21 protein-coding genes are annotated in these 22,935 nt (G+C 64.2%); 9 read left to right on the top strand and 12 right to left on the bottom strand.

Annotated elements, in window-relative coordinates; all coding sequences use genetic code 11:
* Nucleotides 1–479: 479 nt before the first annotated feature.
* Nucleotides 480–887: an NADH:ubiquinone oxidoreductase subunit NDUFA12 gene (locus AC24YW_RS01010; RefSeq protein ID WP_487480951.1), complete on the bottom strand. Its 408-nt coding sequence runs from the start codon at nucleotides 885–887 to the stop codon at nucleotides 480–482.
* A gap of 241 nt (nucleotides 888–1,128) precedes the next feature.
* Between AC24YW_RS01010 and AC24YW_RS01015 the strand changes: the two genes are divergently transcribed.
* From AC24YW_RS01015 to AC24YW_RS01035, 5 genes are all read left to right on the top strand, one after another.
* The gene (locus AC24YW_RS01015) at nucleotides 1,129–1,836 is read left to right on the top strand and encodes a BA14K family protein (protein WP_487480952.1); all 708 of its coding nucleotides are present in this window, start codon (nucleotides 1,129–1,131) and stop codon (nucleotides 1,834–1,836) included.
* 239 nt (nucleotides 1,837–2,075) lie between these two features.
* On the top strand, nucleotides 2,076–2,498 hold the full coding sequence (locus tag AC24YW_RS01020) for a response regulator (RefSeq protein WP_487480953.1): 423 nt from the start codon (nucleotides 2,076–2,078) through the stop codon (nucleotides 2,496–2,498).
* Nucleotides 2,495–4,753, top strand: coding sequence for a CHASE3 domain-containing protein (locus AC24YW_RS01025; protein WP_487480954.1), 2,259 nt, complete (start codon nucleotides 2,495–2,497; stop codon nucleotides 4,751–4,753). The genes AC24YW_RS01020 and AC24YW_RS01025 overlap by 4 nt, the downstream gene beginning before the upstream one ends.
* Nucleotides 4,754–5,150: 397 nt before the next feature.
* Entirely contained in the window at nucleotides 5,151–6,122 is a 972-nt protein-coding gene (locus AC24YW_RS01030; protein WP_487480955.1) for an ABC transporter substrate-binding protein, read from the top strand.
* 9 nt (nucleotides 6,123–6,131) lie between these two features.
* Entirely contained in the window at nucleotides 6,132–7,931 is a 1,800-nt protein-coding gene (locus tag AC24YW_RS01035; protein WP_487480956.1) for a cache domain-containing protein, read from the top strand.
* A 19-nt stretch (nucleotides 7,932–7,950) separates the two neighbouring features.
* Here AC24YW_RS01035 and AC24YW_RS01040 read toward each other — a convergent pair whose 3' ends face one another.
* Nucleotides 7,951–8,847, bottom strand: coding sequence for a DMT family transporter (locus AC24YW_RS01040; RefSeq protein ID WP_487480957.1), 897 nt, complete (start codon nucleotides 8,845–8,847; stop codon nucleotides 7,951–7,953).
* Between the two features lie 768 nt (nucleotides 8,848–9,615).
* Here AC24YW_RS01040 and AC24YW_RS01045 point away from each other — a divergent pair.
* The 3 genes from AC24YW_RS01045 (at nucleotide 9,616) to AC24YW_RS01055 (ending at nucleotide 15,052) form a co-directional block, all read left to right on the top strand.
* Nucleotides 9,616–13,386: a vitamin B12-dependent ribonucleotide reductase gene (locus AC24YW_RS01045; RefSeq protein ID WP_487480958.1), complete on the top strand. Its 3,771-nt coding sequence runs from the start codon at nucleotides 9,616–9,618 to the stop codon at nucleotides 13,384–13,386.
* Between the two features lie 519 nt (nucleotides 13,387–13,905).
* Complete coding sequence (locus AC24YW_RS01050) at nucleotides 13,906–14,358, top strand: DUF695 domain-containing protein (protein ID WP_487480959.1); 453 nt, start codon at nucleotides 13,906–13,908, stop codon at nucleotides 14,356–14,358.
* Between the two features lie 178 nt (nucleotides 14,359–14,536).
* Nucleotides 14,537–15,052, top strand: a complete 516-nt coding sequence (locus AC24YW_RS01055) for a ParB N-terminal domain-containing protein (protein ID WP_487480960.1) — start codon at nucleotides 14,537–14,539, stop codon at nucleotides 15,050–15,052.
* Between the two features lie 54 nt (nucleotides 15,053–15,106).
* On the opposite strand, the gene AC24YW_RS01060 is transcribed toward AC24YW_RS01055, so the two are convergent.
* The 8 genes from AC24YW_RS01060 to AC24YW_RS01095 all read right to left on the bottom strand — a co-directional run bounded on the left by AC24YW_RS01060 (nucleotide 15,107) and on the right by AC24YW_RS01095 (nucleotide 20,721).
* A complete protein-coding gene (locus tag AC24YW_RS01060; protein ID WP_487480961.1) occupies nucleotides 15,107–15,670 on the bottom strand; it encodes a type 1 glutamine amidotransferase domain-containing protein in 564 nt (187 codons plus the stop codon).
* Between the two features lie 404 nt (nucleotides 15,671–16,074).
* Nucleotides 16,075–16,341 carry a DUF2312 domain-containing protein gene (locus AC24YW_RS01065; RefSeq protein WP_487480962.1) on the bottom strand — a complete coding sequence of 89 codons (267 nt, stop codon included), beginning with the start codon at nucleotides 16,339–16,341 and terminating at the stop codon, nucleotides 16,075–16,077.
* Between the two features lie 273 nt (nucleotides 16,342–16,614).
* Nucleotides 16,615–17,106 carry a hypothetical protein gene (locus AC24YW_RS01070; protein ID WP_487480963.1) on the bottom strand — a complete coding sequence of 164 codons (492 nt, stop codon included), beginning with the start codon at nucleotides 17,104–17,106 and terminating at the stop codon, nucleotides 16,615–16,617.
* A 2-nt stretch (nucleotides 17,107–17,108) separates the two neighbouring features.
* Entirely contained in the window at nucleotides 17,109–18,155 is a 1,047-nt protein-coding gene (locus AC24YW_RS01075) for an acyl-CoA desaturase (protein WP_487480964.1), read from the bottom strand.
* A 212-nt stretch (nucleotides 18,156–18,367) separates the two neighbouring features.
* Nucleotides 18,368–18,649, bottom strand: a complete 282-nt coding sequence (locus tag AC24YW_RS01080; RefSeq protein ID WP_487480965.1) for a hypothetical protein — start codon at nucleotides 18,647–18,649, stop codon at nucleotides 18,368–18,370.
* Between the two features lie 259 nt (nucleotides 18,650–18,908).
* Complete coding sequence (locus AC24YW_RS01085) at nucleotides 18,909–19,550, bottom strand: cell envelope biogenesis protein TolA (protein ID WP_487480966.1); 642 nt, start codon at nucleotides 19,548–19,550, stop codon at nucleotides 18,909–18,911.
* Between the two features lie 45 nt (nucleotides 19,551–19,595).
* Nucleotides 19,596–20,000 carry a VOC family protein gene (locus tag AC24YW_RS01090; RefSeq protein ID WP_487480967.1) on the bottom strand — a complete coding sequence of 135 codons (405 nt, stop codon included), beginning with the start codon at nucleotides 19,998–20,000 and terminating at the stop codon, nucleotides 19,596–19,598.
* Between the two features lie 268 nt (nucleotides 20,001–20,268).
* Nucleotides 20,269–20,721 carry a pyridoxamine 5'-phosphate oxidase family protein gene (locus AC24YW_RS01095; protein ID WP_487480968.1) on the bottom strand — a complete coding sequence of 151 codons (453 nt, stop codon included), beginning with the start codon at nucleotides 20,719–20,721 and terminating at the stop codon, nucleotides 20,269–20,271.
* A gap of 238 nt (nucleotides 20,722–20,959) precedes the next feature.
* Between AC24YW_RS01095 and AC24YW_RS01100 the strand changes: the two genes are divergently transcribed.
* Complete coding sequence (locus AC24YW_RS01100) at nucleotides 20,960–21,310, top strand: zinc ribbon domain-containing protein YjdM (protein WP_487480969.1); 351 nt, start codon at nucleotides 20,960–20,962, stop codon at nucleotides 21,308–21,310.
* Nucleotides 21,311–21,316: 6 nt separating this feature from the next.
* Here the strand turns inward: AC24YW_RS01100 and AC24YW_RS01105 are convergent, their stop codons facing one another.
* Together AC24YW_RS01105 and AC24YW_RS01110 are read right to left on the bottom strand one after the other, a co-directional pair.
* Nucleotides 21,317–22,237, bottom strand: a complete 921-nt coding sequence (locus tag AC24YW_RS01105) for a DMT family transporter (protein ID WP_487480970.1) — start codon at nucleotides 22,235–22,237, stop codon at nucleotides 21,317–21,319.
* A gap of 352 nt (nucleotides 22,238–22,589) precedes the next feature.
* Nucleotides 22,590–22,793 (bottom strand): hypothetical protein, encoded by a 204-nt coding sequence (locus AC24YW_RS01110; RefSeq protein ID WP_487480971.1) that lies wholly within the window; start codon nucleotides 22,791–22,793, stop codon nucleotides 22,590–22,592.
* Nucleotides 22,794–22,935 lie beyond the last annotated feature (142 nt).

Here is a 22,935-nt window from a genome sequence, read left to right on the forward strand (position 1 = left end):
TGCCCCCAACGCAGCGCAGCGCTCCTTCAGCGGTGTGCTGCAGAGCCGGGGCCCATGGATCAGCGGAGTCCATCGCTGCTAGGTCCCGGCTCAGCGGCGCAGCGCTGCGCGCTGCACCGCGTCCGGGACACACAACGCCAATAGAAAAAGGCCGCTCGGTTTCCCAAGCGGCCTTTCCTGTCTCACGGTGGCTGCACATTCACATCGGGCGATGTCGGAGCTTCCAGACCGGGGGCCTATCTCCCGATCGAGTCCCTTCCTCGGCGGCCGCTGCATCTCGGGACAGTCGCGAACTGTTGCCCGAACCGAACGCGATGGTCTCCCATCTCCGTAAGATGGGATCATTGAGCCGCATCGCTCGCCGCGAGGCAATGCCTGCGCACGCGGCGTCCCCGCTATTCCCGTTGTCCACAGCGGCGTAGCGCGGATGCAAATGCATCCGCCTCGGACGATGGAGGTTCGTGGCTGGGCCGAAACGGCTAGCCAGGCGTCCAGGGCTGATAGTCGCCGGTCGCCTTGGGACGCCTGCCGCTGGCGAGCGTCGAGCCGGAGGGACGATAGGCCTTGGCCGTGCCGGTGAGATTCGGCTGGTGCGGCTTTTCCCATTCGCGCGGCTGATAATTGACCTCAGTCGGCGGCTTGTCGACGACGTGATGGATCCAGCCATGCCAGGACGGCGGAATCCGGCTCGCTTCCGCGTAGCCGTTATAGATCACCCAGCGCCGCTCGAAGCCGAGCGCCGGATCGATCGCCCCGCCGCGCGTGCGGTAGTAACGGTTGCCCTGCTCGTCCTCCCCGACCAGTTCGCCGTACCGCTTGGTCCAGAGCTGGGTGCCAAAGGTCTGGCCATTCCACCAGGTGAAGAACTTGAGGAAGAATTGTTTCATGCGGCAAGGGCCCTGCTTCGTCGGGTCCTGATGCCATCCGGTGGACGAAATGTCCAGTTCGGCAGGCGCCGTCGTGGCCCCGCAAATCCGCCTGCCGCGCACGCCCTGCCGCAAAGCGGACGCGATTCATTCATGCCCGGTACAGCGGCCGGACCGGAAGGCTCCCTTCGCGCGCAAACCGGCGTGATCCCAGGAACCCCCGCGCTTTCGTAGGGTTTGCTTTCCGGGAAAGGAGTTTACCATGAACAGTCTGAAATTGTTGAGTGCCGCCGCGACGGTGGCGTTGGTTCTTCCCTTGGCGAGCCCGAGCTTTGCGCAGCAGAGCCGTGCCGCCGCGGTCGGAGCGGGCGGTGGCGCCGCGGTCGGTGGCGGAGGTGCCGCGGTCGGTGGCGGAGGCGGCGGCTTCGGTGGCGGCGCCCGAATGGGCGGCGGCGGTGCCGCGTTCCAGGGCGGCGGTGTCGGGGGCGGAGCCGCAATGCGCCCGGGCGGCGGGAATTTCGCAGCCGGTGGAACGGTCCGTCCGGGTGGTGGCAGTTTCGTCGGGGGCGCGGCAGACCGTGCCGCGATCTCGCCGAGCTTCAGCGGAACCCGCAGCGCTGCAGTCGCGGGCAACTGGCAACGCGGCAACTGGCAAGGCGGTAACTGGCAAGGCGGCAGTGGCAATTGGAGCGGTCGTCACTGGCACGGCCGCCACCATCGCCACGGCGGCTTCTGGCCGGGCTTCGCGGCTGGCGCCGCGATCGGCGGCCTCGGCTCCTACGCCTATTACGGCAGCGGCTACGGCTATTACGATGATCCCTACTACTACGGCTACTATGACGAGCCGTCGGTTGCCGTGGTGCAGGATGGCGACGGCGACCCCGCCTCTTGCGCGCGGCGCTTCAAATCTTACGACCCGGCCTCGGGCACCTATCTGGGATATGACGGCCGGCGGCATCCTTGCCCGTAAGCAGATCGCGGAGACGAGAGGGGAAGGCGTCGCAGCGATGCGACGCCTTTTTTTTGCAATCGGCGCCTTCCTCACCCGTTTCGGCTCGATCACACTCGCGGATAAATACAAATCGATGCAAATGGACCTTTATGCACCAAACCGTGCATATCCTGCGCGATCCAATCCCAAATTGACCGGACCCACGATTCGCGGATATCACAAACCACAGTGGGGACTTCGATCTTCTGGGAAGTGTCATGCCGCGTATTCTCGTGGTTGATGACGATCCGATGGTCGGCGCGACCATCGAGGTCCTCCTCCAACGTCAGGGCTTCGACGTCACGTTGACCGACGGCGGCGAAACAGGACTGGCTGCGCTGGAATCGCAAGCCTTCGACGTCATGCTGGTCGACATCTTCATGCCGCATATGCGCGGCTTCGAATCCATCCGCATCTTTCACGAGCGCGCCCCTGCCACGCCGCTGATCGCGATGTCGGGCTACGCCTTCGCCTCGTCGGCCTCGCCCTCTCCCGATTTTCTCCGCATGGCGCTGGAACTCGGCGCAACGCGCTGCCTGCGCAAGCCGTTCACGCCGGACGCGCTGCTGACGACGATCCGGGAATGCCTTGCCGGCGCCGGCGAGAGCGCGCCGCCGAAGGACAAGAAAGAAGCCCCTTGATTCCAACGCAGCGCGTCATTCTCGGTGCCGGACTTGCCATCCTCCTGATCATCGCCGCGGCCTCGATCGCCCTCGACGTCAAGTCGCGGTCCGATGCGGCGTCGGTGAACCACAGCGTCCAGGTGCAGAAGAAGATCTCCGATCTGCGGGTGCTGCTGCGCCGGGCCGAGAGCGCCGCGCGCGGTTATGAGCTCTATCGCAGCCAGGGCTTCAGCGACGAGTTCCAGGCGGTGCACGCCAAGATCGCACCGGCCCTCGCCGAGCTCAAGCGCGACGTGCGCGACACTCCCGATCAGGTCGCGCTGCTGGAGGGCACCGAGCCCTTAGCGCTGCGCCGGATCGAGATCGCCGCCACCGCGATGCGCCTGCGCGCGGCAAACGACGAGGCCGGCATTGCCGCCCTCAACCGCAAGGCCGAGGGCCGCGGCCTCATGGACACGGTGATGGGGGATCTCGACCGTCTGAGCGCGGAGGAGGAACGCCTGCTCGCCGCCCGCTCCCAGGATTCACGCCGCACCGGCATCGTGCTGCTCGGCATCGACGTCGCCGGCGCCGTGCTGATCCTGCTCCTGGTCGCATTGGTAATGCGCGAAAGCCGCCGCACCACGGGTGAGCTCCAGCATTCGCTGGTGCAAACCCAAGCCGCCAAGGCGGCGCTCGAGGCGGCGGTGGCCGAACGCACCGAGCACCTCGTCGCCGCGCATGACGAATTGCGCCTGTCGGTCAACGTGCTTCAGAGCACGTTTCGCAGCATGGCGGAGGCGGTGCTGGTCATCGACGTCGAGGGCAACGTGCTGCTGTCCAATCCGGCCGCCGAGCGCATGCTGCTGCATCGTACCGGCATGAACGTCGGCAATCTGCGCGCGCTGTCAGATGTGTTTCACGGCGACGGCGTCACCCCGCTTTCGGCCGACGAGCTGCCGTCGACCCGCGTGCTGCGCGGCGAGCAGTTCGAAGAGCTGGAGATGATCGTCCGCCCGCACAGCGGCAACCCGCCGCGCCAGCTCATGGTCAGCGGCCGGCCGATGCGGGACGGCCAAGGCAACGTTTCCGGCGCGGTGCTGGTCTATCACGACGCCACGACCTCGCGCGAGACCGAGCGGCAGCTGCACCAGTCGCAGAAGCTGGATGCGATCGGCAAGCTGACCGGCGGCGTCGCCCACGACTTCAACAACATGCTCACCGTCATCTCCGGCAACACCGAGACGCTGGTGGAGAGATTGAAGGACCAGCCCGAGCTGCAGCGCACCGCGCGCCTGATCGACGATGCCGCCGAGCGCTGCGCCGAGCTGATCCAGCACCTCCTGGCGTTCGCGCGCCGCCAGCCCCTCGAGCCGCGCAACGTCGACATCAACACCGCGATCTCGGACATCGCCAAGCTCCTGCGCCCCACCCTCGGCGAGCAGATCCAGATCGAGACCGTGCTGGAACAGGGGCCGATGACGACGCACATCGATCCGTCCAGGCTCACCAACGCCGTGCTCAACATGGCGATCAACGCCCGCGACGCCATGCCGGGCGGCGGCAAGCTATTGCTGGAGACGCACCGCGTCGTACTCGACGAAGCCTATGCGCAGGCCAATGCGGACGTGACGCCCGGGCCTTACGTCATGCTTGCGGTCAGCGACACCGGCACCGGCATGCCCCCCGAGGTGCAGCAGAAGGCGTTCGAGCCCTTCTTCACCACCAAGGAGGTCGGCAAGGGATCCGGCCTCGGCCTCTCCATGGTCTACGGCTTCGTCAAGCAGTCCGGCGGCCACATCAAGATCTACAGCGAGGAAGGCCACGGCACCACGATCAAGCTCTATCTGCCGCCGGGCGAAGGCGCAGCGGACATCGCGACCAGCGTCATGCCGACGGCCGAAGGCGGCGCCGAGACCATTTTCGTGGTCGAGGACGATCCGCTGGTCCGCAACTTCGTCACCACGCAGCTCCAGAGCCTCGGCTACAAGACGGTCGCCGCGCCGGACGGCAAGGCCGCGCTGGACCTGATCGAGGCCGGGCAGAGCTTCGACCTGCTGTTCACCGACGTCGTCATCCCCGGCGGCATGAGCGGCCGCGAGCTCGCCGAAGAGGTGGCAAGGCGCCGGCCCGGCGTGAAGGTGCTCTACACCTCCGGCTACACCGACAACGCCATCGTCCATCACGGCAAGCTCGATGACGGCGTGCTGCTGCTGACGAAGCCCTATCGGAGAAACCAGCTCGCCGAGATGATCCGCAAGGCGCTGAACGGCGGCGGGATGGCGCCGAGCTAGCGCGTAACCTGCCGAAGGCGCGCTGCAATCACACCATATATGCTGCAGTCACACCATATAGGAGGTCGAGGACACTGGCTCCGGACGTGAGTTCCGGTTGTCCTTGTGAGACGCCGTAGCTCGCCCGCATCCGCGCCGGAGGTGTTCCGACACCGCGCAATGCCGGGAATAAGGCCGTTTTGATCTTGATCAGGTCAGTCTCAAGCAAAAATCAAGCCCACCTCAAGGACAAATGTCTCACCAGACCAGTCTCTGAGCATGTTCTCGGCGACAAATGTTGGAGTCGGTGTCGCGAGAGTCTGCTTGCGGAGCGCGATACCAAGCGCAGTCACCAGATGCACAGCTAGGATCTTGGTCTGCGGCCGGAACTGCCGGCGCAGCTTCGACAGGTGCTCGCATGAAAAGACGAGAGTTCATCTTGTTGATCGGTGGAGGACTGGCCTGGCCTGCGATCGCACGGGCGCAGGGCGGAACCAAGCTGCATCGTATCTTCTGGGTCTCGACTGAGTCCGAACCGGATCCCTTCCTGGACGGCTTTCGCGAGGGAATGCGCGCGCTGGGATACGTCGAGGGCAGGAACGTAACCTTCGAGACGCATTATGCTCCTGGAAATCCGCAGGCACTGCGCAAGATCGTCTCCGAGTTGCAGCTAGGGGATATCGACCTCGTGGTCTCGAGCGGTCCGGCGACACGCGCCATGACTGCGGTCACCGACGTCCCCGTGCTGTTTGCATTGAGCGGTGACCCCGTCGCTTTGGGTGTGGTGAAGAGCCTTTCTCACCCCGGCACCAATTTCACCGGCAGCACATTCCTGTCACTCGAGCTGGCAGGAAAGCGCGTTGAGCTGCTCAAGGACATCTATCCAAAGCTGCGAAAACTGGCGGTCTTCTCGAACACGGATCATCCGGGAGAGCCACTGGAATGGCGCGCGACCTTGGAGTCGTGCCGAAATCTCGGCATTGAGGCAACCTACGTTCCGTTCTCTGGCGCTCGCGAAATCGAGAATGGGTTGATGGCTGCCGGCAAGGTGGACGCAGAAGCTCTCCTCGTGTTTCCCGATGCTGTGACGCTGGTGCATCGCGCGAAGATTACGGAGCTTGCAATCGCGCGCCGGCTGCCTTCGATGTTTGGCTGGTCTGAATATTGTGACGCTGGAGGTCTCTTGAGCTACGGCGCAAACCAGCGCACGACCTATTTTCGGCTTGCCACTTATGCCGATCGCATCTTGCGCGGTGAAGATCCGTCAGATCTTCCCGTGATGCGTCCCGACAAGTTTGAACTGGCGGTCAATCTGAAGACAGCCAGGCTCGTGGGCATCGACCTTGATGTGTCGTCGATCCTGTTTCGCGCCAGCAAGGTGATCTCCTGAGATTAATCAATGACGGACGCTGCTGCGCAGTCCTCTTCTTGCAAGATGCCTCAGCGTCGCTCGCTGTTCTGCAAGTACTTCGCGACGTTGTTTGTCGCTGCGGTCGTGCCTCTGATACTCGGCGCGGCCGTCGAGGCTTCTTTCGGCTACCGAGACCAGCGCCGCCAGATCAGCGCGGTGCTGCAGGCCGATGCTCGCGCGGCGTCCGACAGGATCGAGGCGTTCAGCGAAGGCATCCGAGATCAGCTGGGTTGGATGGTGCAGCTTCCCTGGGCTGCCGGAGGCGATGCGCAACATAAGATCGATGCCTTGCGTCTCCTCCAGCAGGTGCCTGCTATCGTTTCGGTTTCGCTCCTGGATGAGACCGGCACCGAACGGGTCTTTGTCTCCAGGCTGCATCTGAACAGGACCGGACGCGGCATTGATATGTCTGCAGATCCCGCTGTTCTGGGCGCTCGCGCCAACAAAGTCTGGTACGGACCGGTTCAGTACCAGCGAGATTCAGAGCCCTACATGAGGATCGCGGTTGCCGGGAGCCTGCCGGAAGCGGGGGTTGCGATCGCCGAGGTCAATCTGAAGCTGATCTGGGATGTCATCGCAGCCATCAGAATTGGCGAGACCGGCTACGCCATTGTTGTCGATAACTCCGGTCATCTGATCGCACATCCCGATATCAGTCTGGTTCTGCGCGGTCGCGCCAGCTCGGGCAGTTTCGGCCGGATCAAGCATCTCGTTGGCGCGGCGAGTGGAGGGGCGGTGATAACCGGGGACCAAGGCAACCCGGTGGTGGCGCTTTCCGTTCAGGCCGCCGATGTGGGATGGACGGTGATCGCGATGCTGCCGACCTCGGAAGCCTTTGCATCAATTCGCGCGGCGTTGTGGCGATCGTCGATCCTCATTGCCTTCGGTGTTCTTGTCGCGCTGGCGCTCGCCTATTGGCGCGCGCACAGAATGTCCGGTCCGATCAAGCAACTGGAAGAGGGCGTGGAGCGGATCAGAACCGGACAATTCGAGCATCGCATCAAAATCTTAAGCGGTGACGAGTTGCAGCAGCTGGCGTTGCGCTTCAATGAAATGGCTTCTGAACTGGCGATCTCGCAGCAGAAATCTGCGCGGATCGAACGGCTGAAGCAGTTCCTGCCGTCACAGGTCGCCGAGTTGGTCGAGCATTCTCATGAACTGCTCGAAGGGCAGCGACGCGAGGTGGCTGTCATTTTTGGCGACTTGCGTGGCTTCACGGCGTTCTCCACGCGCAATGAACCCGATGTCATCTTGGCCGTCATGCGAGAGTACTACGAGGCCGTCGGCGCCGTGACCACTCGTCACGAGGCAACGCTCATCGGCTTTGATGGCGACGGAGTCATGCTCCTGGTCAATGCCCCGGTCGCATGCGAACAGCCGGCAACTCAAGCCGTCCGGCTCGCGATCGACCTGCAAACGACGGTGCAGTCCCTTGCCGGCAAATGGTGTGACGCCGGCCACGCGATCGGCTTTGGTGTGGGCGTTGCCATGGGACCGGCAACGGTAGGAACCGTTGGTTATAATGGTCGGCTGGACTACACGGCGATGGGAGCCGTGGTGAATCTCGCGTCGCGGCTCTGCAATCTCGCAAAGGACGCGCAGATCCTGGCTGATCCCACGATCGCTGGAAGGGTCAGGGGTAGCGTGCCGATGGCATCGCTGGGACAGCGGACTATCAAAGGCTACGACCGGGCTCTCGAGGTCTTTGCCGTCGCACCTGCTGACCTTCCGTCGAAACCGCCGGGCTCGGCACGACGGATGCGAGAGAAAGAGGCCCAGGACCACTGATACCCCGGCGTCCGGACGGCTAGCGCGTCGCCATCACCACCGCCGCCAGCGTGAAGATCAGCCCCGCGATCTGCCCTGCCCCGAGCGGCTCGCCCAACGCGACCGCCGAGGCCACGACGCCGATCACCGGCACCGCCATGGTGCCGATCGCGGCGACCGAGGCCGGCAGGCGCGCCAGCGCTGCGAACCAGCTGACATAGGCGATGCAGAACTGCCCGACGACAGAATAGACCAGCAGCCACCAGCCGAGCGGCGTCACTTTTCCCAGATCCGTGGTCTCGATCAGCAGGCCGACGATCGAGATCGGCAGGCAGCCGATCCCGATCTGCCAGGCCGCCGCCGTGAGCGGCGGCAGGTGAATCGGGTACTTCTTCGAGAGCACGGTGCCGAGGGCAAAGCCGAACGCGCCGACGAGCACCATGATGATTCCAGGCGCTTTCTCCGTGCTGTCGGCAATGCCATTGCCGCCCATGATCGAGCCGAGCCCCGCGAAGGCCAGCACCAGGGCGAGCGTGCGCAGCACCGTCGGCCGCTCCCCCAGCACCGGCCAGGCGATGATCGAGGCCCAGACCGGCATCGTATAGGCGATCAGCGCCGCCTCGCTCGCCGGCAGCCAGAGCAGCGCAAGGCCCATCAGCACCATCCAGCCGGTGACGTTGAGCGCCGCTGCAGTGAGCAGGCGCGGCCAGACCGCGCCGGGAACGCGCAGGCTTTGCCGGCGGGTCACCGCAAGCAGCGCCAGCAGCAGCGCGCCGAGCATGCCTGTGACCCCGCGCAGCGTCAAAGGCGGCAGCTCGGCGAGCAGGAACTTCGTCACCGGCCAGTTGAAGCCCCAGCCGATCGAGGTGATCGCAAGGAACATCAGGCCGGCCGGGGCGATGCGCGGCCGCACGCCCGGCGTCGTCGAATCAAGCATGTCGGCTAGTCCGGCAAAATAGAGGGCCAGCTTGGACCGGATTCGCCGGTGCCACCACCGCTTTGGCGGGCATGCCTGCCCTCACCTTCCGTAGGGCTACGTGAGTCCTGCTGACGCAATCCCATTGCTCAAAAATATACCTGGCCTGTGAACAGCGGGATGAAGCTCCGCATCATCACGGCATGCAAATTTTTTCAGTTGGGAATCCCTGAGGACTCACTGATACTTGGCTCCACGACAGGCGCGGCGAAGACCCCTGTTATCCCCCACAATCCACCATATTTAGTATTTGATTCAGGAACTCGCACTAGTTCTTGACGGGCGCAACGGAGAGTCCTAGCTTTCGGTCCGTTCGGCGCGAGTGAGTTTGCGTCCCGCCGGCACTCCCCCAAAGGGTCTCGCAAATCTTATCTCCGCCAGCCGGCCAAAGGCTGCGGAATGAGGGCGTGTCTGCCCTCGGAATGAGAGGCTCTTCGGGGCGCCAGAACGGGCCGGCAACAGGCCCGGATGGCATCGATGACGAAGTGACGTTGTGGGGCGTTGAACGCATGTCGCAGACATCCCCTTGGGGGCGGATGGGTGTGGACATGCCGGCGGGACGATCGATGCGACGCATCGGGCTCGCGCCGGGAAAAAACAGGGCCGGATCCACCGGCTGAACTGCGGTGCCCCGAGGCCGTAAGGCTGAAGGCCCGCGAGATGCAATGACGACCCGGCACGCCCACAACGAGGGGCGGGACCGGTCAAAGAAAAGGACGGGGCAAGACGATGCGGATTGAGCGGCGCCACACCACGGTAGGACAGTCACCTTATGCGGGAATCGATTTCCGCCTGACCACGTCGGAGATTCGCAATCCCGACGGCTCGGTCGTGTTCAAGCTCGAGAACGTCGAGGTGCCGAGCGAGTGGTCGCAGGTCGCTTCCGACGTGCTCGCCCAGAAGTATTTCCGCAAAGCCGGCGTTGCCGCGCGCCTGAAGAAGGTCGAAGAGGAATCCGTCCCCTCCTTCCTGTGGCGCTCCGTGCCCGACACCGACGCGCTCAATGCTCTCCCTGAGAAGGAGCGCTACGTCAGCGAGCTCAGCGCAAAACAGGTGTTCGACCGCCTCGCCGGCTGCTGGACCTATTGGGGCTGGAAGGGCAAGTACTTCTCCACCGACGAGGACGCCCAGGCCTTCTATGACGAGCTCCGCTACATGCTCGCCATGCAGATGGTCGCGCCGAACTCGCCGCAATGGTTCAACACCGGCCTGCATTGGGCCTACGGCATCGACGGCCCCGGCCAGGGCCATTATTACGTCGATCCCTTCACCGGCAAGCTGACCAAGTCCAAGTCGGCCTACGAGCACCCGCAGCCGCATGCCTGTTTCATCCAGGGCGTCGGTGACGACCTCGTCAACGAGGGCGGCATCATGGACCTCTGGGTCCGCGAGGCCCGCCTGTTCAAGTACGGCTCCGGCACCGGCTCCAACTTCTCGCGCCTGCGCGGCGAAGGCGAAAAGCTCTCCGGCGGCGGCCGCTCCTCGGGCCTGATGAGCTTTCTCAAGATCGGCGACCGCGCCGCGGGCGCGATCAAGTCGGGCGGCACCACGCGCCGCGCCGCCAAGATGGTCGTGGTCGACGTCGATCACCCCGACATCGAGACCTATATCGACTGGAAGGTGAAGGAGGAGCAGAAGGTCGCCGCCCTCGTCACGGGCTCCAAGATCAACCAGAAGCACCTCAAGGCGGTGCTGAAGGCCTGCGTCAACTGCGAAGGCTCGGGCGACGATTGCTTCGACCCCGAGAAGAACCCGGCGCTCCGCCGCGAGATCAAGCTCGCGCGTCGCAGCCTCGTGCCTGACAATTACATCAAGCGCGTCATCCAGTTCGCCAAGCAGGGCTACAAGGACATCCAGTTCGAGACCTACGACACCGACTGGGACAGCGAAGCCTATCTCACGGTCTCCGGCCAGAACTCCAACAACTCGGTCTCGCTGAAGGACGACTTCCTCCGCGCCGTCGAGACCGACGGCGACTGGAATCTCGTCGGACGCACGACGAAGAAGATCACCAAGACGCTGAAGGCGCGCGACCTCTGGGAAAAAATCGGCTACGCCGCCTGGGCCTCGGCCGATCCCGGCCTGCACTTCAACACCACGATGAACGACTGGCACACCTGCAAGGCGTCCGGCGACATCCGCGCGTCCAATCCGTGCTCGGAATACATGTTCCTGGACGACACGGCGTGCAACCTTGCTTCCGCGAACCTGCTGACGTTCTACAACACCGACACCAAGCGCTTCGACGTCGAAGGCTACGAGCACCTCTGCCGGCTCTGGACCGTCGTGCTGGAAATCTCCGTCATGATGGCGCAGTTCCCGTCGAAGGCGATCGCCGAGCTCTCCTACGAGTTCCGCACGCTCGGCCTCGGCTACGCCAATATCGGCGGCCTGCTGATGACCATGGGCCTGCCCTATGACTCCAAGGAAGGCCGTGCCATCGCCGGCGCGCTGACCGCGATCATGACCGGCGTCACTTACAAGACCTCCGCGGAAATGGCCGCCGAGCTCGGCACCTTCCCCGGCTACAAGAAGAACGCCGCGCACATGCTGCGCGTCATCCGCAACCACCGCCGCGCGGCGCACGGCCAGTCCAACGGCTACGAGGCGCTCAGCGTCAACCCGGTGCCGCTCGACCTCGTCTCCTGCCCGCAAGCCGACCTCGTCAGCCATGCCCAGGCGGCCTGGGATGCGGCGCTCGAGCTCGGCGAGAAGCACGGCTATCGCAACGCCCAGACCACCGTCATCGCGCCGACCGGCACGATCGGCCTCGTTATGGATTGCGACACCACCGGCATCGAGCCGGACTTTGCGCTGGTGAAGTTCAAGAAGCTCGCCGGCGGCGGCTACTTCAAGATCATCAACCGCGCGGTCCCCGCCGCGCTGCGCGCGCTCGGCTATCGCGAGAGCGAGATCGCCGAGATCGAGGCCTACGCCGTCGGCCACGGCTCGCTCTCCAATGCGCCCGGCATCAACGCCTCGACCCTGAAGGCCAAGGGCTTCACCGATGAAGCCATTGCCAAGGTCGAGAAGGCGCTGCCGACCGCCTTCGACATCAAGTTCGCCTTCAACAAGTGGACCTTCGGCGAGGACTTCATCCGCGACCAGCTCGGCATCGGCGCCGAAGCCATTGCGGCTCCCGGCTTCGACCTGCTCCAGGCCGTCGGCTTCACCAAGCGCGAGATCGAGGCGGCCAACGTCCACATCTGCGGCGCGATGACGGTGGAAGGCGCCCCGCACCTCAAGGCCGAGCACTATCCGGTGTTCGACTGCGCCAACCCTTGCGGCAAGATCGGCAAGCGCTACCTCTCGGTCGAGAGCCACATCCGCATGATGGCGGCGGCGCAGCCCTTCATCTCGGGCGCGATCTCCAAGACCATCAATATGCCGAACGACGCCACGGTGGAGGACTGCAAGTCCGCCTACATGCTGTCGTGGAAGCTCGCCTTGAAAGCCAACGCGCTCTATCGCGACGGCTCAAAACTCTCCCAGCCGCTCAACTCGCAGCTCATCAGCGACGATGAGGACGAGGACGATGCGGTCGAGCTGCTGCACGAGAAACCCATGGCGGCGCGCGCCACGCACGTGGCCGAAAAGGTCGTCGAGAAGCTGGTCGAGCGCATCATCGTGATGCGCGAGCGCGAGAAGATGCCTGATCGACGCAAGGGCTACACCCAGAAGGCGGTCGTCGGCGGCCACAAGGTCTACTTGCGAACCGGCGAATACGATGACGGCCGTCTCGGCGAGATCTTCATCGACATGCACAAGGAAGGCGCGGCGCTGCGCTCCTTCATCAACAACTTCGCCATCGCGGTGTCGCTCGGCCTGCAATACGGCGTGCCGCTCGACGAATATGTCGACGCCTTCACCTTCACCCGCTTCGAGCCGGCGGGTCCCGTGCAGGGCAACGACAGCATCAAGTACGCGACCTCGATCCTCGACTACGTCTTCCGCGAGCTCGCGGTGAGCTACCTCAGCCGCTTCGACCTCGCCCACGTCGATCCCAACGAGACGGGTTTCGACGCGCTCGGCAAGGGCGTCGAGGAAGGCAAGGAGCCGGAGGAGGACGGCGGCCACCACGCCACCAAGCTGGTCTCGCGCGGCCTCACCCGCTCGCGCACGGACAACCTCGTCGTGATGCGCGGCGGCTCGGCTGCCATCAGCCAAGGCAACGACAGCGCTCCTAGCGGCGGCAGCAAGGTCACGGCGATGGCGGCCCACGCCACCAGCGCCCGCCTCGGCGACGCCCTCGAAGGCGCCGTCGCCCTCAAGCAGGAAGTCCAGCACGACCTCTCGCCGACGGAGAAGCTGGAAGCCCTGCAGTGGAGCAAGGCCGGCACCGCCGCGGTCGCAGCCCCGACGAAGGCTGAGCGCCGCGCGGAGGCAAAGGCCAAGGGCTACGAGGGCGAGATGTGCAGCGAGTGTGGCAACTTCACGTTGGTGCGGAATGGGACCTGCATGAAGTGCGATACGTGCGGCAGCACGACGGGGTGTTCGTGAGGCGGTAGGAACAACACAATTGGACGCAACAAGAAGGTCGCTCCACAAGGCGACCTTCTTTTTAGTTTGATCGCAGCGCACAAGTCATTTCTGTAACTATCGCATCAGGTGATCTGATAGCTGGCGACCAGACTCATCAACGTCAAAGACGCCTTTCCTGAATAAAAGAGTCTTGCGACAGCACGATCCCAGAACGATAGTGCGCTCCGCTCTCCACGATTGTGCGCAGTGAGCTATACAGAGCTGGCTTCGGTCGCGTCGAAATCGGGGCCTGGCACGCCAGCTTCCTTAAGAGCGCGAGCCAATTTTGCGTAGAGGTTTGGGTTGCCTCGAACGCTCTTTGGATCATCAGCCCGTAGGATGGGTTGAGCGCTTGCGAAAACCCACATGCCGCGACGGGTATTGATGGGTTTTGCTATCGCTCAACCCATCCTACATACTGTCGCGGTAATGCCAATCGATCCCTAGCGTGTCGGGTCAGCGAAGCAGCGGCGACACGGAAACCTGGAGAGGGTGGGCTTGAGCATCGGTGCAATCGTGATCCCCGAGGAAACCCACGCCGTTTCCAGCTTTCGTCAACGCAATCTGCCGGGTGTCACGACGGTCAACGTCGCCTTGAGAGACTTTTCAGGAAGAGAGGCGTTTCGATGGCATCTCTCTGTCCTCGTTCAGTGCAAGGAATTGATCGAAGATCGGCTACCATCCTGTGACGAACAGACTTTGCTGTACGAATTCGAAGACAAGCTCGATCTGCTTCTCAAGGCGGACCAGAACGCAGCATTCTTCGCCCGCGTGACGCACGACGCCAACAGGGAGATCATGTGGCGCGTCCGCGCGCCAGAAGCTGCGCACGCCATCTTGCGCCGAATTCTCGAAACGAGGGATTATCCCCGTGCATTCGAATATCGCATGGACGACGACCCCGACTGGGGCAAAGCTGTATGGTACCTGAATGCAACGCACAGCCCGTAGGATGGGTAGAGCCTTTGCGAAACCCGTCTTTCCACCATGACCGTTGATGGGTTTCGCAAGAGCTCTACCCATCCTACCAACTCTCTCCGAATTGCCTTTGCGATCGAGCCCATCCCTCCTAAACTCCCACCCTCACCGGCATAGGTTCCAACGGCCCCGGTAGAAGCGGAGTCGCGTTATGCCCAAACCGGAAAGCTTCCCGATCGAGACCATCTTCGTTCCCACGAAGCAGAAGAAAGCCCTCAATCCCGCCACTGTCGCCGAGATCGCGGAAAGCATTCTGGACATCGGGCAACAGACCCCCATTTCCATCAGGCGCGACGGAGACCGCCTCGTGCTGGTCGAGGGACTGCATCGGCTCGAGGCCTGCAAGGCGCTCGGCGAGACGACCATTCTCGGTGTCCTTGTTACGGCCGAGCTTGCTCAACACAAGCCGCTGCTCGCCGAGCGACCCGAAGTCGAGGCGGAGCGGCTCAAAATGGCGCGATTGAAACAGTTGCGTCTTGAGAAGGAGGCCACGGAGGCATCGGCTTCTGCCTTGAGGGGCATCAGGCAGGCGGAAGCGCCGCGCGTCCGTCCGGCGAAAGCCGGCCGCGACAATCCGAAGGCATCGCCGGGCCGGGCTGCGAAATCGGCACCGAAATCATTGTCGGCCTGGATCACGCAGCAAAAGAGCAGCGGCGACCGCTATTGATTGCTGCAGAATTTACGGTGACGGCGCCGGACTGCACCGTCACCGCAATCACGGTCAAGCCGCGTTGCTACGCTGCGTGTGGCGCCCTTCCTTGACCTCTTCGATGATCTTGGCGCTGAAGGCCTTGAGGTCGCCGGGGTTGCGCGAGGTGATGAGGCCCTGGTCGACGACCACCTCCGAATCCTCCCACTTCGCCCCGGCATTGGCGACGTCGGTCTTGATCGATTTGTAGGACGTCATCCGGCGGCCCTTCGCGATGCCCGTCTCGATCAGCAGCCAGGGCGCATGGCAGACCGCGGCCACGACCTTCTTGGCGTCGAAGACGCTCTTGATGAATTGAAGCGCCTTGGCCTCGACGCGCAGCAGATCGGGGTTGATCTGGCCGCCCGGTAACACGAGGGCGTCATAATCGGCAGGCGCGGCCTGGTCGAGGGTCTTGTCGACCTTGACCGGGCGGCCCCAGTCCTTCACGTCCCAGCCCTTGATCTCGCCGGCTTGCAGCGAAATGATCTCCACTGTCGCGCCGGCCGCCTTGAGGGTATCACGCGGCATTTCGAGTTCCGATTGCTCGAAGCCGTGGGTGGCGAGGATCGCGATCTTCTTTCCGGACAGTTCCATCCGTGTCTCCATTGCGTGTGAGGCGATGCCACTCAATGGAGTGCTTTCGCGTTGGTTCCTCACACGCAGCCGTTCCGACGAAGACGCGCCGTCATTCCGGGGCGCGCCCGCTTGGGCGCGAGCCCGGCAGGGCTATCGCATATGCGATGTGGGTATGGGTAACGACGTCGTCATGGCCGGGCTTGTCCCGGCCATCCATGTCTTTCTACGCGACACTAAGAACGTGGATGCCCGGGACAAGCCCGGGCATGACGACCTCTTGAAAATTCAAATACGATTGTCCTGACGCGCGCCGCGGAATGACGGCGAGTCTGCTGCGCTCCACCTCTTCGTGGTTGCCACCGCATGATGGCCGCAATCCCAGCGATCGCGGCCATCTCTGCTCACCAATCAACCCGATCGTCTCACGCCGCCTTCGCCTGCTCCGGCGAGGCCGTCTCCATCGCGCGGATGTAGAGGTCGAGCAGGCTTTCGCGCTCGTCGCGCTCGTTCTTGTCTTCCTTGCGCAGCTTGATGATCTCCTTGAGGATCTTGACGTCGAAACCCTCGCCCTTGGCTTCCGCGAAGACTTCCTTCTTCTGTTCGCTCAACTCCTGCATTTCACTGTCGAGGTTCTCGATCCGCTCGACGAAGGAACGGATCTTGCCGCCGGGAATGGTGATGTCGGACATGGTGCCTCTTTGCTGACTGAGGTCGTGAAAATGACCGCAAAGAAATGACCAATGTGTTAACCTAGGCGGACCGCGCACGGCCCACCGAAGGCTACCGCAGCATGCGCATCGGCTCGAACGAGGTGCTCAGGCTGACGAACGCCACCTCCGACGTCAGGCTTGTGACGCCCACTCTGAGTTCGGGGAAATAGGTTTGAAAGAGGTTTTGCGTCCGGCCGCCAGCCGTTAACTTGACGGCCTTTTGGTATACGGCAAGCCTGCACGAACCGGCTGTCACCTCCCGGCCGACACGAAGGTGTGGTCGAAGCTCTGCTCGGCCTGCTGGGTCGTACCGTTCGGGTACGTGAACGTCCACAGGACCTTGAAGGACACGCTGTTCCGGTGATCATGGTCCTCGATCGCGATGCCGGTGTAGCTGAGCTTCCCATCGCGGTCCGGAACGCCCTCGACATTGGTTGTCGTCGACGTCGCGACGGCGAACCCGTTGATGGTGTTCGCCTTGGCGACGTTGATGCCATTTGGCGCGATCTGCCGGCTCCAGAGGACTGCCGTTTGCCCGGGGCCCCTATAGACCTGATAGGTCTGTTCGAAGCGCCCGAACCTGGCAACGAGTTCGACCGGGACTGTCGTCGACTTGACCTTGCTGCAATCGGTCGATTGCGCGAGCGCTCCCGTCGGCACGGCAACCAGCACCGCAACAAAACAATGGCCGGCGAACCGCCCGCGCAGAGGAGATCCGCATCGGCGCCGAGCCATGCCGGTCACGATTACGTTCCGGGAGAGCGAATGTCGTTGGCGACTCTGTCGAAGGCATTCCCGACGGCGGCCGGCGCAGGGTCGCCCGGCCCTGCATCCGCCACACGATCACGGCCGGCATCGCTGGCCGCAAAAACATCATGCACCAGCCCGAGCTTTCCCAGCCCCAGAATGATCAGTCCGTTGATGTCCACCTCGTACCAGGCGTGCGACAGATACGCATCGCGCGGAAAGCGGTGATGGTTGTTGTGCAGCCCCTCGCCGAACGTCAGCAGCGTGGTCACCAGCTCGTTGGTGGTGCCGTCATGGGTCTCGAAGCGGCGGTAGCCCCAGCGGCCGTCGCTGTGGCAGACCGAGTTCACCAGTGACGTCGCCATCGTCATGAGGTAGCTGCGGAACAGGCCGGAGAACAGAATGCAGCCGATCATCGTGTGCACGCCGCCAAAGGCGTAGCCGATGGCGCCCGGAATGATCAGCGCCGACAGCGCGTACCAGTACCAGCGCGTCCTGGTGAAGAACATCGCGATCGGGTCGGCCAGGATGTCCTTGGCGTAGTAGCTGGCGTCGGTGGTCTCGCGGTCCCACACCCAGCCGCCTTGCGCATGCGACATGCCCTTGGCGAAGCTGGTGTAGGGATGACCGCCGCCGTCGTAATAGGGGCTGTGGACGTCGCCGGGCCGGTCGGAGTGCAGATGGTGCCGCCGGTGGTTGCTGACCCATTTCAGGATCGAGCCCTGCACCGCCATGGTCGCGAGCGCGGCGAAGATCGTCCGCATCACCGGACCGCAGCGGAAGCTGCGGTGCACGAAGTAGCGATGCATGAAGCCGATGCCGATCGTCGACATGATGAACGTGCCGGCGAAGACCGACACTTCGACCCAACCGATGCCCTGCCAGAACGCCCAGACCAGCGCGCCGATCGAGCCGCCGATCATGAGCGCGAAGGAGATGTAGGAATCGCGAAACTTGGCGTCGACCACCGGACCTTCGGTCAGCACGCCCGGCGGCATCTTCGGCTCCGAAAGCTGCTCGGACGCCACGCTCTCAACCACGCTCATTCCAGCCGATCCCATTTATGCCAATGCACTTTTCTGCAGTGCAGCGTACAACCCCTGGTTATCAGAGGCAAGGACCCGGGCGGCCGTAGGAGCACGGGCCTACCCCTTTCGCTTCTCCGCCGATAGAGCAGTAATCGTGACGAGCGGATGCACGTCGTGCATCTGCCCAGCCCACAGACCTCGTGCGCCGAGCAGCTCGGCGTCGGTCGCCTTCACCACCAATACGGCCAGCGCCATCCCTCATAGCGCACGTATGACGGCACCAGGGGCGGCCCGTAGGGATCGACCCGGTCGTCCTCGGGGCGATAGCGATAGCGTGGCACGATGTTGTAATCCCACGGCGTCGGCCTCAGCACCGGCGCGGTGACGACGAGCCGCTCTTGCGGCGCGCGAACGACGACGGCTCTCCGCGTCCGGGCTTCGGCATCCGAGATTGCGAGGCTGCTCAGCACCAGGGCGGTTCCGAGGGCGCAGGCGGCGGTCATCTTTGTCATGCGTTGGTCTCCTTCGCGCGGAGAGTGCAAAAGGATGCCAGGCGAGGCAAGCAAATTTCGCGCGAGGTCTGGAGATGGACGCTGCCGATTTTTTGCACCGCTGCCTCCGCCGTCATTGCGAGCGAAGCGAAGCAATCCAGACTGTCACCCCGGCGGCAGTCTGGATTGCTTCGTCGGCAAGAGCTCCTCGCAATGACGGCGAATATGACGCAAGAGTGGTCTGGATGCGCAACAGAACTTTCGGCTATCGGCGTACCTCTCACTCGCGCGCGCGGCGCACGGCCTGATCCAGCTTCTTCCTCTGCTTGTCCCAGCGCTCCTGCTCGGCTTCGGCGCGCGCCTCCAGCGCGGCCCGCTCGGCTTCGATCGCCCCGGCCTTCGCGTCGTGCTCGCGTCTTGCCTTGTCGAGCGCGGCTTCCGCCGCGGCAACCGCCTTGTCGCGGCGCGCACGTTCCTTGGCGCGGGCGGCCTCCTCCTTGGCACGCGCTGCCTCGCGGCGTCGCTCCTCCTTCTCGAAAGCTGCGGCGGCCTTGCGGGCGGCCGCATCATCGATCTCGCGGGATGCATTCCGGGCCGTCTTGGCGGGACGCTTCTTTGACCTCGTCTTGCTTTTGGACCTGGTCTTGCCTGTAGTCTTGGTCTCGCCCTCGCCGAGATCGGTCGGCAGCTCCGCGCTCTCGGTGAACGGGCCGTCCGAGCCGACCGGCCGCCTCAGCACCACGCCCGGCTTCGCCATGGTGGCGGCGACGACATCGGGATCGTCGGTCTCCCTGGCGACACCCTGATGGAACAGATTGGAGCTGGCGCCCCAGGCGGCAAGCGCCGCCTTCATCGAGGGCGCGGCGATCGCCTGATCGTGGAAGCCGAGCGAGGTCTGGTATGTCTTCAGTTTCTTTGCCATCTCGCCACGATTGTTGCCCGCCGACTGCCTGCGATGTAGGCCGGACTACGAGCTTCCCAGCAACGCGTCATACCCTTGTGCGCTGAACGCCAATAGACAAAAACCGTGCCCGAACGGATCGGCCAGCATCGCGATCCGCCCATAGGGCGCATCGCGCGCGGCTGCCTCGAGGATCGCACCCGCGGCGAGCGCACGCGCGACGGCGGCGTCGACATCGTCGACGACGACGTCGATATGCACCGGCGTCCAGTGCCGCTCATAGCGGCGGCGGTCGCCGCCGGCGCCGATCGTGCCGGCCGGCTTGGTCAGGAGATACACCGGCGCGGGCCAGCCGTTGAGCTCGACGAAGTCGGCGCCGAAGCGGCGGCCGACGGTCAGGCCAAACGCTTCGGTGTAGAACGTCGTGGCTTTCGCCGCGTCGGGAACGTCGATGTTGAGGAGGAAGGTCATGAGGGGCTCGTCGCACGTTGCGGAGCGAGCGTAGCGCGGATGGCGCGCCAGCGTAATCCGGGATGGTGCCGCACCCGACTGCGTTCCAGCCGCTTCTATCGGGAAGCACCCCGCCATCGGACGAGCGCCACAATAGCATCATGCCATTGTTTTGCCCGACGGGTCAAATTTTCGTCGGGATTTCCGAATCAAAGCCAAAGCCCCACGATTCCATGGGGATGGCTACTGTGCATGGGGTTGTTTTTCGAAAAACATTTGCCAAGGCGCCTCAACACGTCACAAGGTCGGTGTGGCCGAAACCCTTGGAATAATCGAGCAGCGAGATCACCGTCGGCGTGAGACGGATCAGCCGCACCTTGGACGGCTTCGGCATGGGCAGGCCGATGGCCTTCTGCTCGGGGTAGCGCGCCATCACGAGTGTGATCGCCTTCTCGGCCTCGGCCGGATCGGTCACGGCCACCGCCCGCGCCGCCATGGACAGGCCGGTGATCTCCATCACTTGCGCCGGATCGTCGTCGATCGCCAGCGACACGCGCTCGTCCCGCGCGATGTTCTGCGCCTTCTGGCTGTCGGGGCCGCAGAGGAAGTAGATGGTGAAACCTTCGTTGGCATAGCCGACCGTCGTCACTTGCGGCCAGCCATCGGCGCGAAGCGTCGCGATCCGCATCGTGCGGTGCTGGTCCAGCAAGGTCTGGATCTTTCGTCTGAGCGTGTCGTCCATCGCGGCCTCCGGTCGTTCCTGAAGACACGATACGACCCGCGCGCGCAGTGCCGTTGATGCAGCTCAAACGTGCGACGGCGACGTTGCCTCATGCGCCCGCGCTGGCGTCGGCAGGCACCGCTCGGTGATATCGCACCGGCAGATCACGCTCGGCCCGCGTCGTTCGCAGCTTTTCCTAGCTTTCCCGGTTCCCGCCCCTACGGTCGCGCCGCGAACGAAGCGCGAGATGAGCCCCGTCATGCCCGACACGATGAAATGCCCGACCTGCAATTCCGAGCACGCCTATCAGGACCGCGATCTCTGGGTCTGCCCGGAATGCGGCCATGAATGGAGCGGCGCGGCGGACGCGGTCGCGGACACGGCGCAGGATGCGGGCGTGCGCGATGCCAACGGCAACGCGCTCGCCGACGGCGACAGCGTCATCGTGATCAAGGACCTCAAGATCAAGGGCTCGTCCTCGGTCGTCAAGGGCGGCACCAAGGTGCGCAACATCCGCCTGCAGGACGCCAGCGACGGCCACAACATCGCCTGCAAGATCGACGGCATCGGCGCGATGAATCTGAAGTCGGAGTTCGTGAAGAAGGCGTAGCGCCCACTAGCTTTGCCGCTGCGCCAGATAGAACCCGCACAGCACCGTGACGAGCCCTGCCGTCTGCAACATCGTCGGCGGCTCGCCGAGCAGCACCCAGCCGGTGAGCAGCGTCAGCGCCGGCACGCAGGCCGGAAACACCGCAGCGCGGGCAACGCCGAGGCGCTGGACCGAGACGGCGTAGAGATAGAGCGCGGCCGGTCCGGCGAGCACGCCCTGCGCCAGCGCCTGGATGGCGTTCTCGGTCACGCCGATCGCCGCAACATGGGCGACGCCGACGTTCGCGATGTAGACCGGCAGCAGCAGTAGCGACAGCACGTTGATCACCAGCGCGGCCGACACCGCCGAGACGCGCCAGCGGCGCAAAGCAGCACCGAAGCCGGCGAACATGAAGCCGGTGAGCACGAAGATCAGATCGCCCTGCACACCGTCGGTCCCGATATGCCCGATCGATTCCGCACCGATCACGCCGAGGCCGCCGACGATGACGACCGCGCCGGCGAGGCGCGAGGCGGAGATCCGCTCCTTCAGCACGACCGCCGCGAGCAGCAGGCCGCCCAGCGTCGCGCACGAGGGCTGGATCACGCTGCCATGGCCGAGCGGCACGAACAGGAAGCCAGTGTAGGAGATCAGCGACATCACGGGGCCGCCGAGCGCCATCAGCACGAGGCCCCTGCTCCAGCCGATGCCGCAGAGATCGGAGATGCCCGCACGCGCGACCAGCGGCAAGAACGCGATCCCCGACCAGACATAGCGATGCATCAGGAGATCGACCGGCGTGTAGCCGACCTTGAGACCGTGGCGCGTGGCGGCAAAGCCGAGCGCCCAAAACAGCGCCGCGGCAAGACCGCAGGCCACGCCGAGCATCGCCGGAGCTGCATCGTTCTTTTGAGTGAGAGCGTCGGCGCCGCTCGCCCGCTGATCCATGGATCAAGCGATATGTCGGCGCGCCGAGCCGCTCAACCCACGCGGTTGCAGATCAGGCACGCAGGCATCGCGACGATGCCGAAGGGGACCGTGACTGCCGCACGCGCAATGCGCATGCGGTGCGCGAAGGCCGATCGGCCGCTGGCGCACCCACTCCTAGCGGGCGGCGCCCCGTCACGTCCGCAGTCTTCACCTTGACCGGGCTGAGCACCTTTGCCTGATGGACCGAGGCGATCGTGGCGGGCGCTGCGGCCTGATGCTCGACATCTGCGGCACCGAGCACGCGCACCTGAAGCGGCGAAACTGGAAATGCGTTGGCGCCGGCTGCGACGTGGAGCCTCTACGGCGGTGCTCAGCCACCGAGCACGTTGCCCCAGCCATCGAAGAGATAGGTCTTCCAGGCCACGGCCCCGTCCGCACCGGGCCGGCTGGCGCGCCGGTAGTCCTCGGCCTGATCGGCGGTCCAGGTGATGATCGCGTCGGACAGACGATCGTGCAGGATGGCGGGCTCGGTGGGATCGAAGGCGTCCATGGGACGAAGCGAGGGATGCGTCATGGCGCCTCCAACGCACCAGCCGCGACAAAGTTGCGGCATTGGCAAATGGAACCGGGCGTTGCACCTCGGCCACACTCGCCCCGAAAAGCCCCCATTCCCCGATTTACGCCATTGCGCCGCCACACCGCGCCCCGAACAATCG

This window comes from Bradyrhizobium sp. USDA3516, from assembly GCF_057651995.1.

What these genes read in the sequence shown, in the direction of transcription:
- AC24YW_RS01010 (WP_487480951.1), bottom strand. Translation starts at nt 887, where the DNA reads ATGAAACAATTCTTCCTCAAGTTCTTCACCTGGTGGAATGGCCAGACC.
- AC24YW_RS01015 (WP_487480952.1), top strand. Translation starts at nt 1,129, where the DNA reads ATGAACAGTCTGAAATTGTTGAGTGCCGCCGCGACGGTGGCGTTGGTT.
- AC24YW_RS01020 (WP_487480953.1), top strand. Translation starts at nt 2,076, where the DNA reads ATGCCGCGTATTCTCGTGGTTGATGACGATCCGATGGTCGGCGCGACC.
- AC24YW_RS01030 (WP_487480955.1), top strand. Translation starts at nt 5,151, where the DNA reads ATGAAAAGACGAGAGTTCATCTTGTTGATCGGTGGAGGACTGGCCTGG.
- AC24YW_RS01035 (WP_487480956.1), top strand. Translation starts at nt 6,132, where the DNA reads ATGACGGACGCTGCTGCGCAGTCCTCTTCTTGCAAGATGCCTCAGCGT.
- AC24YW_RS01040 (WP_487480957.1), bottom strand. Translation starts at nt 8,847, where the DNA reads ATGCTTGATTCGACGACGCCGGGCGTGCGGCCGCGCATCGCCCCGGCC.
- AC24YW_RS01045 (WP_487480958.1), top strand. Translation starts at nt 9,616, where the DNA reads ATGCGGATTGAGCGGCGCCACACCACGGTAGGACAGTCACCTTATGCG.
- AC24YW_RS01055 (WP_487480960.1), top strand. Translation starts at nt 14,537, where the DNA reads ATGCCCAAACCGGAAAGCTTCCCGATCGAGACCATCTTCGTTCCCACG.
- AC24YW_RS01060 (WP_487480961.1), bottom strand. Translation starts at nt 15,670, where the DNA reads ATGGAACTGTCCGGAAAGAAGATCGCGATCCTCGCCACCCACGGCTTC.
- AC24YW_RS01065 (WP_487480962.1), bottom strand. Translation starts at nt 16,341, where the DNA reads ATGTCCGACATCACCATTCCCGGCGGCAAGATCCGTTCCTTCGTCGAG.
- AC24YW_RS01075 (WP_487480964.1), bottom strand. Translation starts at nt 18,155, where the DNA reads ATGAGCGTGGTTGAGAGCGTGGCGTCCGAGCAGCTTTCGGAGCCGAAG.
- AC24YW_RS01080 (WP_487480965.1), bottom strand. Translation starts at nt 18,649, where the DNA reads ATGACAAAGATGACCGCCGCCTGCGCCCTCGGAACCGCCCTGGTGCTG.
- AC24YW_RS01085 (WP_487480966.1), bottom strand. Translation starts at nt 19,550, where the DNA reads ATGGCAAAGAAACTGAAGACATACCAGACCTCGCTCGGCTTCCACGAT.
- AC24YW_RS01090 (WP_487480967.1), bottom strand. Translation starts at nt 20,000, where the DNA reads ATGACCTTCCTCCTCAACATCGACGTTCCCGACGCGGCGAAAGCCACG.
- AC24YW_RS01095 (WP_487480968.1), bottom strand. Translation starts at nt 20,721, where the DNA reads ATGGACGACACGCTCAGACGAAAGATCCAGACCTTGCTGGACCAGCAC.
- AC24YW_RS01100 (WP_487480969.1), top strand. Translation starts at nt 20,960, where the DNA reads ATGCCCGACACGATGAAATGCCCGACCTGCAATTCCGAGCACGCCTAT.
- AC24YW_RS01105 (WP_487480970.1), bottom strand. Translation starts at nt 22,237, where the DNA reads ATGGATCAGCGGGCGAGCGGCGCCGACGCTCTCACTCAAAAGAACGAT.
- AC24YW_RS01110 (WP_487480971.1), bottom strand. Translation starts at nt 22,793, where the DNA reads ATGACGCATCCCTCGCTTCGTCCCATGGACGCCTTCGATCCCACCGAG.